The organism is Paucilactobacillus kaifaensis, from assembly GCF_005405145.1.
GTDB lineage: Bacteria > Bacillota > Bacilli > Lactobacillales > Lactobacillaceae > Paucilactobacillus > Paucilactobacillus kaifaensis.
Genome location: NZ_BJDM01000003.1, coordinates 60050 through 76251, shown reverse-complemented (window position 1 = coordinate 76251; position 16202 = coordinate 60050). Strand labels below are relative to the sequence as shown.

The 16202-nt window shown below is 38.5% G+C and carries 14 protein-coding genes and 1 other annotated feature; all 14 genes read right to left on the bottom strand.

Annotated elements, in window-relative coordinates; all coding sequences use genetic code 11:
- Positions 1-5 precede the first annotated feature (5 nt).
- Entirely contained in the window at positions 6-998 is a 993-nt protein-coding gene (dapF, locus tag FFM51_RS03055; protein WP_137597176.1) for a diaminopimelate epimerase, read from the bottom strand.
- Between the two features lie 88 nt (positions 999-1086).
- Positions 1087-3885: an isoleucine--tRNA ligase gene (gene ileS / locus FFM51_RS03050; RefSeq protein ID WP_137597175.1), complete on the bottom strand. Its 2799-nt coding sequence runs from the start codon at positions 3883-3885 to the stop codon at positions 1087-1089.
- A 65-nt stretch (positions 3886-3950) separates the two neighbouring features.
- Positions 3951-4168 (bottom strand) — a binding site (T-box leader).
- 30 nt (positions 4169-4198) lie between these two features.
- Entirely contained in the window at positions 4199-4900 is a 702-nt protein-coding gene (locus FFM51_RS03045; RefSeq protein WP_137597174.1) for a DivIVA domain-containing protein, read from the bottom strand.
- Positions 4901-4915: 15 nt separating this feature from the next.
- Complete coding sequence (locus FFM51_RS03040) at positions 4916-5704, bottom strand: YlmH family RNA-binding protein (RefSeq protein WP_170999559.1); 789 nt, start codon at positions 5702-5704, stop codon at positions 4916-4918.
- Between the two features lie 12 nt (positions 5705-5716).
- Positions 5717-5992 carry a YggT family protein gene (locus tag FFM51_RS03035; protein WP_223875882.1) on the bottom strand — a complete coding sequence of 92 codons (276 nt, stop codon included), beginning with the start codon at positions 5990-5992 and terminating at the stop codon, positions 5717-5719.
- A 12-nt stretch (positions 5993-6004) separates the two neighbouring features.
- Positions 6005-6427, bottom strand: a complete 423-nt coding sequence (locus FFM51_RS03030; RefSeq protein WP_137597172.1) for a cell division protein SepF — start codon at positions 6425-6427, stop codon at positions 6005-6007.
- 42 nt (positions 6428-6469) lie between these two features.
- On the bottom strand, positions 6470-7690 hold the full coding sequence (gene ftsZ / locus FFM51_RS03025) for a cell division protein FtsZ (RefSeq protein WP_137597171.1): 1221 nt from the start codon (positions 7688-7690) through the stop codon (positions 6470-6472).
- Between the two features lie 25 nt (positions 7691-7715).
- Positions 7716-9113 (bottom strand): cell division protein FtsA, encoded by a 1398-nt coding sequence (ftsA, locus tag FFM51_RS03020; RefSeq protein ID WP_137597170.1) that lies wholly within the window; start codon positions 9111-9113, stop codon positions 7716-7718.
- Between the two features lie 142 nt (positions 9114-9255).
- Entirely contained in the window at positions 9256-10110 is an 855-nt protein-coding gene (locus FFM51_RS03015) for a cell division protein FtsQ/DivIB (protein ID WP_170999556.1), read from the bottom strand.
- A gap of 30 nt (positions 10111-10140) precedes the next feature.
- Complete coding sequence (gene murG, locus FFM51_RS03010; RefSeq protein WP_137597168.1) at positions 10141-11241, bottom strand: undecaprenyldiphospho-muramoylpentapeptide beta-N-acetylglucosaminyltransferase; 1101 nt, start codon at positions 11239-11241, stop codon at positions 10141-10143.
- Entirely contained in the window at positions 11241-12614 is a 1374-nt protein-coding gene (gene murD / locus FFM51_RS03005) for a UDP-N-acetylmuramoyl-L-alanine--D-glutamate ligase (RefSeq protein ID WP_137597167.1), read from the bottom strand. Before murD ends, murG begins: the two co-directional genes overlap by 1 nt.
- Positions 12615-12628: 14 nt before the next feature.
- Positions 12629-13591 (bottom strand): phospho-N-acetylmuramoyl-pentapeptide-transferase, encoded by a 963-nt coding sequence (gene mraY, locus FFM51_RS03000; RefSeq protein ID WP_137597166.1) that lies wholly within the window; start codon positions 13589-13591, stop codon positions 12629-12631.
- 22 nt (positions 13592-13613) lie between these two features.
- Positions 13614-15776, bottom strand: coding sequence for a penicillin-binding protein (locus tag FFM51_RS02995; protein WP_137597165.1), 2163 nt, complete (start codon positions 15774-15776; stop codon positions 13614-13616).
- Positions 15776-16165 (bottom strand): cell division protein FtsL, encoded by a 390-nt coding sequence (locus FFM51_RS02990; RefSeq protein WP_137597164.1) that lies wholly within the window; start codon positions 16163-16165, stop codon positions 15776-15778. The genes FFM51_RS02995 and FFM51_RS02990 overlap by 1 nt, the downstream gene beginning before the upstream one ends.
- Positions 16166-16202 lie beyond the last annotated feature (37 nt).

Genomic DNA, 16202 nt, shown 5'->3' with positions numbered 1-16202 from the left:
TAAAGCTAATTGACTGCTAGGCTTGAAATAAATTTCTCGTAACTTACTTGTTCACCAGTATCACTAAATTTGGCCTGACTAAAATCACCATCCAGAGCAGCACTCAAGTCCAATTCTACAGTACGAACAAAAGTAGCATTACCAATCAAATCAATGGAATCATCGGCTTTATTTTGGTAGTGAACATCCGTTTTAACCATTCCACCAGGGTTACGAACCGTTATATCAGTGTTATTCTCAATTTGATCACCATGTAAGATAACACTAACCAAACTAGCAGCTGACATTCCTGTCCCACAAGCGTTAGTGTAGCCAACACCACGTTCAAAGGTGCGAACAAAAATTTGATTTTTGCCTTGGATTTGAACAAAACTAACATTAACCCCATCTGGGAAAATGGGATTCGTTCCATTATTTAAATAACGACCTAATTCACCAAGCTGATCTCCCTTAATAGTCGCTTCATCAACAAAAGCGATTAAATGCGGATTGGGCACTGCGACAGCAGTAAATTTCAGATTCGAGTCTAGCTCTTCAATTGACTGATCAATCAATGTCTTAGCCTCATGATTGACGTGCATCTTCAAATCATGCGCTTGAAAACTGACTGGGGCGATCTGTACTCGATATGTTGGTACGCCAGCTGCTAATTCAGTCATTTTGGCGACTGGTAAGTCGGCCTCCATTGTTTCCACAGTAAATGACTGTTTATGATTTTGTTCAGCTAAATAACGAGACACACTCCTTAATCCGTTGCCGCACATGCTGGCTTCGCTTCCATCAGCATTGATAACTCGCATTTTACCAAGTGGCCCTTGATGACTGGCACGATCAACCCATAGTAATCCATCTGCTCCATCACCTAAACCAGCCCCATTACGTTTACAAATCTGAAGTGCTAATTTTTTAATTTCTGATTCAGTTAATGAACGATCAAACTGCTTTGCATCCAGCATATAAAAATCATTTTCAGAACCATGTACTTTAATTAATTTCATTTTTTCACCCTTATCATGGTACAAAAATACCAAGTAATTTTCATTACTTGGTATTTTACACCGTTCAGTCTTAAATGTCAGGTGTTGACTATTTTTCTAATCCTTCATTAACAGTTTCAGGAAATTCAGCTCGGACAATAGCAGCACAACGGGCACATAATTGTGGATAAGCACTATCTGAACCAACATCTGTCGTTGTCATCCGACATCGTTGGCAAACCTCGCCTTGTGCAGGAGCAACCTTGACTGCGACACCATCATTAAAGTCTAATGCATCTGTAGGGGCATCAGCTAATGGAGCAACATGTAGATCTGAAACTTCTAATAGTTGACGCACATTAGCATTTAAGGAGTCCAACATTGCCTGATTTTCATCTGAAACATATAAGTTCAACTGAGCTTCAAGTGACTTTCCAATTTTCTTATCATCGCGAGCCTCTTCCAATACCTTAAGGACATGCGATCTTACCTTCATGAATTCGTTCCAATTTTTAAGCATTGCATCTTCATTATCAAAATGCTCTACTACAGGCATTTCAGCCAACTGGACAAACTCTTCTGGTTCCTTTAAGTATTGCCAAATTTCTTCAGTAGTATGTGGTAGCACTGGAGTTAATAACTTAGTCATTGTTACTAACACTTGATAAAAGACGGTCTGCATCGAACGACGCGTCCGTGAATTTTCGGCATCAATATATACCACATCTTTGGCAACATTCATATAAAAGGCCGATAATTCAGTTGTAACAAAATTCATTAACTTTTTATAGATATCTAAAAAGTCATAATCTTCAAAATGTGCTTGTACTTCTGCCGTAAATTGGTTTAAGCGAATTAGCATAAATTGATCAACAGACTCTAACTCGTCATATTTAAGTCCATCTGTTGCTGGATCAAAATCAGTCGTATTAGCTAGTAAGAAACGCATTGTGTTACGAATCTTTCGATAGCTTTCAGATACCTGTTTAAAAATTTCCATTGAAACACGGACATCGGCCGACGAATCAACGCTAATAACCCATAAACGGATAATTTCAGCACCCATTTGTTTAACAACTTTATTGGGCTCAATTGTGTTACCAATTGACTTGCTCATCTTTCGACCCTCGCCATCAAGCGTAAATCCTTGAGACAGGATTGTTTTGTATGGAGCATGACCAGAAACAACCACACTAGTAATCAAACTAGAATTAAACCAGCCACGGTACTGGTCAGATCCCTCCATATACATATCAGCAGGATAAGTGAGATAGTCACGCTCTGCTAGCACACCTTGATGTGAAGAACCTGAATCAAACCAAACATCCATAATATCAGTCTCTTTTTTGAACTTACCATTTGGAGAATGTTCACTAGTAAATCCTTCTGGCAATAAATCTTTAGCATCACGATCAAACCAAACATTTGACCCATATTCCGCAAATAAATCTGCAACATGCCCAATTGTTTCTTTGGTCATAATTGGTTCCCCATCTTCGGCATAGAAGATAGGCAATGGAACTCCCCAAACACGTTGCCGGGAAATAACCCAGTCACCACGATCACGAATCATATTGTGAAGACGCACCTTACCCCAACTAGGATAAAATGTGACATCGTCAATAGCCTTTAAAATTTCATCTTTGATTTTATCAACAGATGCAAACCACTGATCGGTAGCTCTAAAGATGATCGGTTTTTTGGTTCGCCAATCAAATGGATAACTATGAACATAAGGCATATACTTCAGTAATAGGCCGGCATCTTTTAACTTATCTAATGCAATTTGATTAGCATCTTCATAAAATACACCTGCAAAATCCGACCCAGTATCTTCAGTAAGATATCCCTGGTCATTAACAGGCACATAAACATCCAAGCCATATTTTCTACCGACATTGTAATCATCTTCACCAAATCCTGGTGCCGTATGCACCAATCCAGTACCAGCATCCAATGTAACAAAATCGCCTAACATTGTGACTAACTTACGGTCTGGATAAAACGGATGCTGAGTTAAGACGTTATCTAATTTTTTACCCTTCATCGTCTTAACTGTTTGAACATCGCTCCACTCAAAAAGCTCAGCACATTGATCAACTAATTCAGTCGCCAATACATACTTCTTGTCATCACCACTATGTGTTACCACAGAGTAATCAAATGATGCATCAATCGTGATCCCTTCAGATGCTGGAATTGTCCATGGTGTCGTCGTCCAAACAACCATATACGTATCATCATCTAATACACCTTTACCATCAACAACTTTTTCACCATAGAAGGCTGATGGAGAGGTAACATCTTTATAGTCAACTTCTGCTTCCGCTAATGCAGATTCTGATGACCATGACCAAAATACTGGCTTTTTACCACGATACAGCAAGCCTTTTTCTGCAAAATCACCAAACACACGAACTTGAGCAGCCTCATATTCTTTTTTCAGAGTAATATATGGATTATCCCATTCGCCAGCAACACCTAATCGTTTAAAATCATTCCGCTGTTTATCAACTTGCTCCAACGCATATTTACGACACAAATCACGAAATTCTGAGGTGTTCATTTTTTTACGGTCGTAGCCCATCTTGGTTAATTGTTGTTCGATTGGTAAGCCGTGTGTATCCCATCCAGGAACGTAAGGTGAACGGAAACCTGACATTGATTTATAGCGAACAATAATATCTTTCGTTATCTTGTTGAGCGCATGACCAATATGGATATTACCGTTAGCATATGGTGGTCCATCGTGTAATACAAATGTTGGTTTACCTTCATTCAGCTTTTGTCGTTGTTCATAAACCTTATTTTCTGCCCATACATTTTGACGTTCAGCTTCCTTGACTGGTAGATTCCCACGCATTGGAAAACCAGTCTTACCAAGATTAAGTGTTTCCTTAATTCTCATTACTATTCCTCCTATTATATGTATCAAAAACTGTCCGAATTTATGGTAAAAAAAAAGCTTCACCCGCAAGGGACGAAGATTTCGTGGTACCACCCAAATTTAGAATTTAACAATTCTCTTAAGTCATTAGTTAACGGTAATGAACCGGTTTGGCCTACCCTATTGCTCAACCAAATTGTCTCAAGAGAGGATCTATTAATTTAGTTAACCGATCAACCTTTCACCAATCGTTGACTCGCTAGCGGTACCTAAATTAACTTGCTGTTCTCTTCAATCATTTGTTTTTCGTTCAGTTAAATCAGTTAAATTAAAGCTACTTTTGATTGCTATCTGGGAAGATAACTACCGTTTCACCTTGATCTTTTGCATTCTCTGTTTCGTGAACAGGTTTTGCAACAGCGGTTTTTTTTGAAGTAGCTATATTTACACTTGATGCCATTGAGTTTACACTCTGATTTCCCTGATTGTCAAGCGTCTTTCCTAAAACCTTTTGAATCTCATCATATGAACTCGGATCAGCTTGTTGCAATAATGAATCCCAGTCACTACTATTAACCACTGCTAACTGTGATTCTAACATTACTTGTAATCGCTGGCGGAAAATGCGTGTTTGCTTTTTCAGATCGTTAGTTTGAACAGACAGTCGCTTAGTAGATTCAGCCGAATCATGAACTAATTGATTAGCTTTCTCATTTGCTTCTGATACGATATCTGTTGCTTGTTTCTGGGCCTCACGTAAAGTAATATCAGCCTCTTTTTGTGCATTAGATTTCACCTTGTCAGCTGCTTCCTGGGCAACCAAAATGGATTGATTTAGTGAATCTTTTAATTCTGTAAAGTATTTTAACTTTTCCTGATCCGACTTAACAGTCTCTTCTAGTTCACGATTTTTTTCAGTGATCGTTTGAAATTCTGCTACAATACGATCTAAAAATTGATTCACTTCATCAACATTGTAGCCTCGCATTTTAGTCGAAAATTTTTCATTTTGGATATCTTCAGCTGTTAAACTCATTAATTCTACCTCCAATTATTTTGCGTTCACAAGTGCAAACGTAACTCTTAATTTATCTTTTTTTGTCGTTCCATCAATTGCACTCAACTTTATTCGCCCACCATGACGGACTGAAATCATGTCATGAACAGCAACTGGATAATCAGGTTTGACTACATCCACCCAATTGACCCGAATTTTTTGTCCTTCAATCAACGTCTTGGCACGATTACGTGAATAATTAAATGCATTCGCAACAACGACATCTAGCCGCAATGAACTAACAGTGGTATTAACAGTTTCCCAATCTGATAAAGGAACTAATATATCCTCCAGTTCAACCGGTACTAATTGGACTCGCAGAGAAGCAATCTTATCAACCTGATCAATAAAAAATTCTGCCAAATTATCCTGGACAACAACTTGCCATTGAACACCATCAGTGATGATATCTCCAAACGTAACTCTCTCAATCCCTTGACTCAAGAGTGTACCCAACACCTGCCGATGATGTAGCTCAGCAAATTTTTGTGGATATTTAATTTGAAGTACTTGTAATTGAAAATCACTGACCTGAGGCTCATAATACGATGGATATACCAAAACTCGTTGCATTTCAGCATCGGGAAATCCTCCGCAGCTTTGAAATGAAATTTCATCATTTTGATTAACTAATGTTTTCGCAATATATCGTTGTCGCGGATTTAAAAAACCTGTTAAAATCGGACGATACTGATCCGTTGATTGTGCAATCCAACCATTAATTTCCTCAATGATTGGCATTTCATCAACACGAAAATGTTGAGTTATATTTTTATCCACAATCAACTGGCTCCTTTAACTAATTAATTGATATGTAACTGATTGTAGTGCCGCCACTCCATATTGTGCTAGTGATAAAACAAGAATCGCAACTAATGGAGAGAAGCTTAATCCACCTAATGTAGGAATAAAATCAAACAATCTAATGTATGGTACGACCAACCTACTAATCAATCGTCCAAGACGACTTTGATATGCGCCTGGAAACCAAGAAAGTAGCGCCCACACAACAATCAGCATCATATAAAAATAGATCAAGCGATCTAAGGCGTAAAATATAAATCCGATCAAATTAAATACTCCTTATAGGTTGTCTTGTTCCTTAGTTAGGTTAGCAGACAAGTTTCCTGTCACTTCATAATTATGTGGTGTACATAGAAAAATCTGATCACCAAGACGTTCAATAGCGCCATCAACTGCATACACAGTTCCATTCAAAAAATCAACCACTCTTTTAGCAGCATCATTATCCATTTGTGTAAAGTTAACAATAATCGCCCGATTGTTTAACAATTGGGTTGCAATTTCCTTTACATCTGAATAAAGACGTGGTTCGAACAATGAAATTTTGCTAGTTTCATTTTGACGACTGCTATTAATTGAAACTACCTTTTTTCCGCGTTCAACCGGTACTGAATTTTGAGAAGTGGTTTCCTCATAATACTGATCTTCATCAGGTTCTTCGTTCATACCAAAGAAATTATTTAAACTAAATTTACCAGCCATACCTGTCATCTCCTATTAATCAATGTTTCAGCCAGATTAATTCTATGAACGACGTTTTTTGAAAAATGGTGGAGTGTCTAATCCATCATCCGTATCATCTTCGTCAGTCTGGGCTGTATCATTATCACTACTAAATACATTAAAGTCTGGTTTTTCAACTTGGGCAAACTCATCAGTATCATTTTGTGAATTTGCAGCCTCATCTGTCTGGGTCGTTTGCATGTCCCAACCGTCAAACGGATCATCAGCTGACTTAACTCGTGAACTAGTTGCATTAGTATCACTTGATCGCGCCGAGTTTGTTTTGTCTTTATCAATTCCAGTTGCAATCACGGTTACTCGAACTTCATCGCCAAGACTTTCGTCGATTGATGTTCCAAAGATAATATTAACGTCAGTCGTTGCCGCTTGAGTAACAATATCAGAAGCATCTTGAGCCTCAAATAATGATAGATCAGGGCCACCAGTTATGTTTAACAAAACATTTTCTGCTCCGTCAATTGACACTTCTAATAATGGTGAAGAAATTGCCTTTTTAGTAGCTTCCGCAGTACGGTTCTCACCTGTAGCAGAACCAACGCCCATCAATGCAGAACCTTGATTAGACATTACTGTTTTTACATCAGCAAAGTCCAAATTAACATAGCCAGGAGATGTGATTAAGTCAGAAATTCCTTGAACACCCTGTCTTAAAACATTATCTGCTGACTTAAATGCTTCCATCATAGGCGTCTTTTTATCAACCATTTCTAATAAACGGTTATTGGCAATGATAATCAGTGTATCTACATTGTCTTTCATTTTAGCAACGCCTTCAGCGGCATACTTACCACGTCTAGGCCCTTCAAAGCTAAACGGACGAGTAACGACTCCAACCGTCAGAGCTCCTTGATCTTTTGCTATTTTAGCTACTGCAGGAGCGGCACCGTTACCAGTTCCTCCGCCCATACCAGCAGTAACAAATACCATATCTGCGCCTTCTAGCGCTTCAGCCAATTGTTCTTCACTTTCCTCGGCAGCTTTAGCTCCAATTTCTGGATTAGATCCAGCACCTAACCCACGAGTCAATTTGGGTCCAAGTTGAATTTTTGTCTCTGCACTTGAGGCATCAAGTGCTTGAACATCGGTATTGGCGACGATAAATTCGACACCCTTAACTTCTTCTGAAATCATGCGGTTAACAGCATTACTGCCCCCGCCTCCGACACCAATAACTTTAATTTTGGCCCCGAAAGTCTGACCCGCATCCATTGAATAATCCATATTTAAATTCCTCCGTCATTGTCAATTAATCAAAAAAGTTGTTAAAGAAGTTTTTAACTCCTTCTAACCGATCTTTTTTAGGCTGTTTTTGTTTTGGCTCTTTATTAGATTCAGGCTGTTTTTCTTCAATCGATCGAGGCTGAACAGCTCGTGTCCTAGTAGCTTTCTTTGATGCCTGTACTTTTTTATTTGATTTACTAGAACCATTGTGAGATGCCTTAACACTCTGTGGTTGGCTAAATGCTACTTCATTGCCAGCCAAAAGAGCTTGCTTAATAAGTAGATCGATATCAACTAACCCAGCCTCATAACTGGCTAATGATAACCCTTGAGTAAATCCAGGATGTCGGATGCCCATTTGGTCTGGTACATACACACGTGAATTAACTCCAAAATGCTGCGACGCCAACTCAGCAACGCCAGGTAACGCGGCAACACCGCCTGTTAGCACAATACCACCTGGTAAATCTAATGCCTTGATATCTGTTAAACGAGCACTAATTCGCTCAAATATCTGTGACACCCGTGCTTCGATTACTTGTGCTAAATAATGTTCACTAATTTCAGCTGGTTCATTTTGTCCAACCACTTCAACCGTAAACGTATTTGCTTCAGACGCTTGACTTGGATCAGCAAATCCATAATCTCGTTTTAGTCGTTCCGCATTTTGCAACGAAGTATTTAAAACAACTGAAATATCCTTGGTGATATACTGACCACCTTCTGCATCAACATACGAAAACTTTAGTTGATGATCATGGATTACACTGGTAGTAGTTTGGCCACCACCAAGATCAATTACAATTGTCCCAAAGTCTTGTTCGCCATCATTTAATACATTGGCGCCAATTGCCAACGGAGCAACAACTAAGTCGCGAACATTTAACCCGGCTTTCTGAATTGCCTTTTTGGTATTATGCACAACTGTCTTGGGTCCAGTGAATAAAGTACCATGTAACTCCAAGCGCACCCCAACCATGCCTCGTGGATCTTTAATTTGATCAAACCCGTCAACGATAAACTCATCGGCTAATAAATCAATCACTTCTCGCTCAGGAGGAATATTTTGAGTTAGGGCAGCCTTAGCAACCTCAACAACGTCCTGATCCGTAATTTCTCTAGATTGGTTTTGCGATGCAACCGTAATCATACCCCGACATTTTTCAATCTTAAGGTAGTTAGCAGGTAACCCCACAATTACATCTTTAATTTTAACGTTCGATTTTTCCTCTGCTTGTGCAATTGCCTTTGAAATCGCCTGTGCGGTTTTATCAATATCGACAATAATACCACGATTAAGCCCAGCGGACGGTTGATTACCAACACCGACCACATTCAACTGTCCCTTTACATTCTCGCAAACAATCGCTTTAATCGAGGTGGTTCCAATATCTAATCCAACGTAGATTCCTGAATTATCCATATACACGGAACCCTCCTATTTATTTTTATAATGATAACTGAATCAAGTTTAAATATTTTTATCTTCAACTATAAAGATTTTACCACACTTAACCCGCTTACCGAAAGTCTTTACTGGCATTTGTTCGCCCTGTTAATTTTTTTTAATGTTCTTGGCTCCCATATGAATATGAATACGCCCCTAATTCGAGATTTACAACCCCATTTTTCGACATTGAATGGGCAATACTAGGATAATACGGCATCTTTTTGGTTAATTTTGAATATTTAATTAAGACTTCGTTACCATCATTCATAAATAGTCTTATGCGTTGATTATCATTTTTGGTTGGTTGAAATTTGATTTCAGAAACTGCCATCCTCACGGTTGCGGATAATTTTGAATATTGTCTAACCGTTTTGTTTAACACCCGTCTTGACTTGAAACCATCATACACAGGCTGCCCATTTTGTGGCTGCGATAATTTATTCTTTTTTACGTGGCCACTCGCTAAAATTGGGTAATAATAATTACCCTGTTTTAAAAAGCCAACAATTTTATTCTCCTGAATTACTAGTTTAACTGTTTGTAATCCCACCACTTTGACTTTTACATTTCTAATTTCTGGATTAACTTTCTGACTGGCAATATTAATCTGATTGCTATGCCACCAAGTTTGCCACACAAAATCTCCCTGATGTACTTTAGTAGCTGTTAACACACTTTGGCGATCTACCTGTTTATTACCAGTAATTTCAATTTGATTAATTTTGCTGACAGGTGCAACTAGGTAAACCATGACCATCAAAACAGCTCCGAAAACAACAAGCAAACTCCCTGCCCGTATTGTAGTTGACCAATGACGTTGCTTTTTTAAATTGGGTAATTTATTGCCAATTGGGGCCGATCCATGACCACGTTGAAAACGAGATTTTTTTTGTAGGTCTCTTCGTTCATCAATCTTTGCTAGCCGCTGAGCATACTTTTCCTGCTCTTTTGCTGACTTACGTTTACTCATTTCACCATCCCCAATCGTCATATAAGAACCCTAAAGATTATCTTCTTGTGCTTTTTTTAATAGTTCAATCAAACGATCCGCTGAATCAACCATCCCCATTTGCTTTGCAGCGGACGCCATTTTGGTACGCAATTTTTCATTTTGCATTAGTGTATCTGCTGCTGCAACCAATGATTTACCATTCAACTGGTCTTCAGTAATCATTTCAGCAGCCTGTTGATCAACCAACGCTTGAGCATTTTTCACCTGATGATTAGCAGTCACATACGGACTCGGTATCAAAATAGATGGAATTCCCAAAGCAGTAATTTCTGCAATACTAGTTGCCCCAGCACGACCAACAATCACTGCCACTTTTGGTAACATTTCTGGCATATTACTAATATATGGACGAATAACAATATTTTTTTCAACAGCCACCTGCTGTAATTGCTGGTTAACTTGTTCAAACCTCTTTTGACCGGTCGCAAACACAATTTGATAATCGCGTTTATTGAATTCAGGGATCGCCGCTACAACGCTAGCATTAATTTTTGGAGCTCCTTGACTACCACCAAAAATAAGCATGGTTGGTTTTTGCTCGTCTAATCCCAGTTCATTCCAGCTAAAATCACTAACGGTACTAGCCACCTGCTGTGCTCTCGGGTTACCTGTCATTGTTACTTTATCAATTGGAAATTGATCCCTAGCGGCCTCAAATGAAATTGCAATTTCATTAACAAACCGACTTAAGAATTTGTTAGTAACCCCAACCACACTATTTTGCTCATGGATCACAGTTGGCACGTGTAACCTAGCAGCTGCATATAAAACAGCCCCACTCACATAACCACCCGTTCCTAAAACAACGTCCGGTTTAAAATCACGAACCATTTTTTTTGCATCATGAACGCTTTTAAGAAATAGGTAAATGGTTTTAAAATTATCAAGTGATAACGAACGTTTAAAGCCCTGAATTCGGATTGTTTTGAATGAAATATTTGCCGCAGGAACAATTTTATTTTCAAGTCCCCGATGAGTACCAACATATAAAACTTCAGTTGTTGGATCAAGTTGTTTCAAGCGTTCAATCAAAGCAAGCGCTGGGTAAATATGTCCACCAGTGCCGCCCCCAGAAACCATTAATCGCATTAGTCCGCCTTCTTTCCAGTTAACTGTTCCACTGCCTTAATGTAAGTATCCCCACGAACCTCAAAATTAGGAAATTGATCCCAACTAGCATTTGCGGGTGAAAGTAAAATAACATCGCCGGTTGAACTTAGTTGGCGGGCCACGAAAACACCAGTAGCACAATCTTTAGTAAATTTAATTGTTGTAATACCGGCCTGTTTAGCAGCGTCAGCAAGCTTATCTGCAGTTTCACCAAACAATATGATTGCCTTTACATGTTCCTTCAATGCTGGCACTAACTTTTCAAACGTATACCCACGGTCTAAACCACCAGCTAATAATACAACTGGTTGCGAAAAACCCTTTAGTGCCATTTCTGTGGCCTCAATATCAGTTGCCTTGGAATCATTGTAATATTGCCGTCCTGCATCTTCTAGCACAAATTGCATTCGGTGCCGAACTCCACCAAAAGTCTTCAACACGTGAACAATATCTTCAGTATCTACGTTTTGTAATTTGGCAACAGCAATTGCTGCCAAAGCGTTTTCAATATTATGATCACCAACAACTTTAATTTCGTTAGCAGTAATAATGGGCTCGTCTCGCCAATATAGTTTTCCATTATTTTCATAGGCACCATTTTTATTTTTACCTAAACGAGAAAATGGAACCACTTGAGCATTTGATCGCTGACTTAACTGCTGCCACTCCGGATTGTCCCAATTAATCACAAAATAATCTGATGAAGTCTGATTAGCTGTAATTTTCATTTTGGCGTTCACATAATTTTCTCTCGTTTTGTGATAATCCAAATGATTAGAAAAAATATTAGTAATGACCGCGATGTGGGGGTGTAGAGTTCTTGTTCCTACCAATTGAAAACTAGATAATTCTGCCACAATCGTATCATCTGAGTTTGTCTTTTGAACCACTTGACTAATTGGAATTCCGATATTTCCTGCGTCAAAAACATGGTTGGCGTTTTTTCGCGCCAACATCTTTTTAATCATAGTAGTCGTCGTTGTTTTACCATTACTACCAGTGACACCAATCAAAGTTCCGTCAAAAATAGTTGCTGCCACTTCAACGTCTGTAACAACTGGTATATGTTGCTTTAAGAATCCAGCCACAAGTGGATTATCGTAAAAAATACCTGGATTTTTAACAACTAACTGAAATCCATCTTCCAGCAGTGACATAGGGTGCGAGCCAGTAATGACATCAATACCCAACTGTTTCAAATTGTCGACCAATGTAATATCTGACGGGTCATTTTTATCATTAATGGTTACTTGTGCACCCAACTTAATGAGCAGCTTAGCTACGTTAGCACCACTTTTGCCTAAGCCAATTACTAGCACCTTTTTATCTTGATAGTTGGTAACTTGTTTCATTACTTGTCGCTCCTTTAATGGTTAATTAGCCACAATAATCCTAGTGAAATTAACGATGCAACCGCTCCTACAATCCAAAAAACATAGTCTACTTTCCACTCACTCCAACCGGACATTTCAAAATGATGATGAATTGGACTCATTTTAAAAATTCGTTTACCAGTTAGTCTAAATGATCCCACCTGTAAAATAACACTGGCGGTTTCAACTACGTAAATAATTCCAATTAACAATAATGAAAACTCATGATGTAAGATTAAAGCTACAGCTGCCAAAGCGCCGCCTAATGCTAATGATCCCATATCACCCATAAAAATTTTGGCTGGTTTGTGATTGAACGGAAAAAAACCAACTAAGGCACCAACAATTGACAAACAAAAAATGGCAACATCATATTGATGTTGATAAAGAGCAATTAAAAAATAAGTTAAAAATGAGATGATGGCTAAGCCAGAAACAAGGCCATCAAGGCCATCAGTCAGATTAACAGCATTCGAGAAGCCAACCAACCAGAAGACAATAAAAAGTCCGTATAGCCAGCCAAACTGCCAATTACCAAATCCCATTTGGAATCCTTCGTGTTGATATATCACAGTAAAGATTAAAGCCACGACGATTTGTGCTAACGCCTTTTGCCAAGGCTTGAAGCCTTCGTTTTGGTGCTGAAAAATTTTGATGCTATCGTCCCACATTCCGATTAAGCCATACATAACTAACGTAAATAATAACGCCCACATAGTGTTAGTTAGCCAACCCTGCCAAGCTGAAACCCATAAAGTCGTGATGACTGCAGCCAAAATAAACAGTAGGCCACCCATTGTTGGGGTTCCAGCTTTTGATGCATGCCATTTAGGCCCAATTTCCCGAATCTGTTGTCCTTCTTTTTTTGCACGGAAGTAGCGGATTAAAAACGGCATTAACCCAAATGTGATAACAAATGAACTAATTAAAATTAAAATTATTATGATTATATTCATGTTAAAGATCCTGCCTTGTCGCTTATTTTTGGTGATACTGAACTACAATTGTTTGTCCCTTAGTTATTTTATTTCCAGCTTTAATACTTTGCTTCTTAGCAAATCCATTACCTTTATTAGTAATTTTCAATCCTGTTAATTGTGCAAATTGATTAACTTGTGCTTGAGACCAATCAGTTAAGTCAGGCATTGTAACTGTCCCACCAGTAGTCAAGAAAATGCGACTATTTGTAATTGCAGTATTTTGTGCGGCTATTGATTGTTCAGTTACTGCTGCTTTGTTTCCGATCACGGTTACTTGCAACTTCTTATCAGTTAATAATTTCTGGGCTGAAGTTGCCTTTTTACCAATAACATTAGGAACTTTGACCACTCCAGTTTGCTTTTGATTAGCTAACTTAGCTTGGTCTAGTGCCTGTTTCATCACTGATTTAAACACTACTGCCATATATGTCTCTGCAGATTGAGTCGTATTTTGTGGCTTTTTCAATGTAATGTACATAATATATTTAGGGTTCTTCGCTGGTGCCATACCGACAAACGAGTAAATATAATCACTAGAGCCCGATTCGTACCCACTAGCTCCACCAATTTGTGCAGTTCCCGTTTTTCCTGCAATCCGATAACCGGATATTTTATATTTGCTTCCAGTCCCTTTATCAGCATACACAACATCTTGCATATATTTTCGCACTTGTTGCGCAGTTTTTTTAGTGATTGGGGTGCTAACAACTTTTTTATGGTTTTTAGTGACGACCTTATTCGTATTTGGATCCACTACTTTGTCGATAAAATAAGGCTTCAACATTTTTCCGTTATTAGCTATCGCTGTAAATCCTTGCATCATCTGCATCGCTGTAACTGTAATTCCTTGACCAAAGGCAGTGTTTGCTTGCTCCAAGGCACCCTTAAACGGAGTAGCTCCTGTTGCTTCATTGGCTAAGCCAGAATTTGTTGACTTCAAAAAGCCAAATTTATTCAAATACTTTTTCCAAGTTTTAGCGCCCATCGCATTTTCTAGGTGTGCCATGGCAACGTTACTTGACCGTTCAAATCCTTCACGATAAGTGATAGATCCCCAACCGGTTGGATTCCAGTCAGTTACTTTACCACCACCGATTTCATAACTACCAGAATCGTAATATGCATTCGGATTGAAGTTTCCCGAATTAATCGCCGCAGCCATAGTAAAAACTTTCATCGTTGAGCCAGGCTCAAATGCATCCTCAACCAAAGTATTACGCCAAACTTTACTGAGTCCTTCTTTTGTATCTGCGTTGAAAGTCGGTCGCTGTGTTGCAGCTACAATAGCACCTGTTTTAGCATTCATTACAATTGCATTCATCGAGGTTGCTTTCGACGCTTTCTCAGCTGAAGTCATTTGGCTTTCTAACAATGTCTGCAATTTATTATCTAAAGTTGTGTAAACATTATCTCCATTTTGTGCTTTCTTAGGTGTCTGTTGTGAACCCGTAATTTGATAACCAGATGTGTCTTGCTTAACTTTTTTGAAACCATTAGTACCTGTTAGTTGTTTATTGAGTGCAAGCTCAATTCCCATTTGACCCACTAAAGTAGTTTTTCCTGTTTTGGTACTAGTCTGTGCCTGGGCAATTCCGATAATTTGTGACGCAAACGTTCCATTTGGATATTCACGCGCAGGTGAAGCAACAAAGTTAATTCCTTTTAGATGTTTAGCCTCAATTGCTTGTTTAGTTGCCACCGAAATATTCGCTCCTGCACTTCCAAACTCCACTTGAAAGACGTTTGGTTTGCTAGGCGTCAAAACTTTCAACGCTTTTGCTTTTGAAATTGATAAATATTTTGCTAACACAGTTGCCGCTTTTTGCTTATTAGTAACATATAGTGGTTTACCACTAGCTGTTTTTTGGCTGTGATCAATTACTGCGTAAATTGAGTAAGTACTTGTGTCTTCAGCAATGGCTTTACCGGACGCATCATAAATCGTCCCCCGCTTAGCAGTAATTGTTCTTTTTTGTGTATATAGCTGTGCTGCTTTACTTTTTAAATTAACATTTTTTACATCTTTAAAAATCCCAATATACGCAAAACGAACGATTAACAGCGTAAACAGAGCTACCACAATGAAAAACAGCCATTGGCCGAAAATTTTGCGATTTTTTCTTGTTTTACTACTACTCGTTCGTTTTGGATGATTATTCATTACTTATTAACGTTCCTTATATCAGTATTCGAAATCGTCAAGCCACTTTTTTGTGCCACTTTTTCTAAATGTGACTGACTCGTCAATTCATTAATTACCTGCCGAGTGCTTGTATTACTGTTATTAACCTTTGAAATAGTTGTATTAACATTTTGAAGTTTATGCTGTGAATTAGTAGCAGCAATTTTAGTTGCCACCAACATTACCATCATGAATGTTAACACTAAACTACAACTACTTACTAGTACTTTTTCAAATTTTGACCAAGTGATTTTCTTTGGCTGGGCCAACGGAACCGAGGTATGTATTGGACGTTGCATTGGTTGTGCAATTTCAACTGCTTCATTCGTTGTTTCATCTATTATTTGTTCCGCCGCATTTTGTGCCATGATAATCACTTTCCTTTATCTTATTTTTTATTTTATT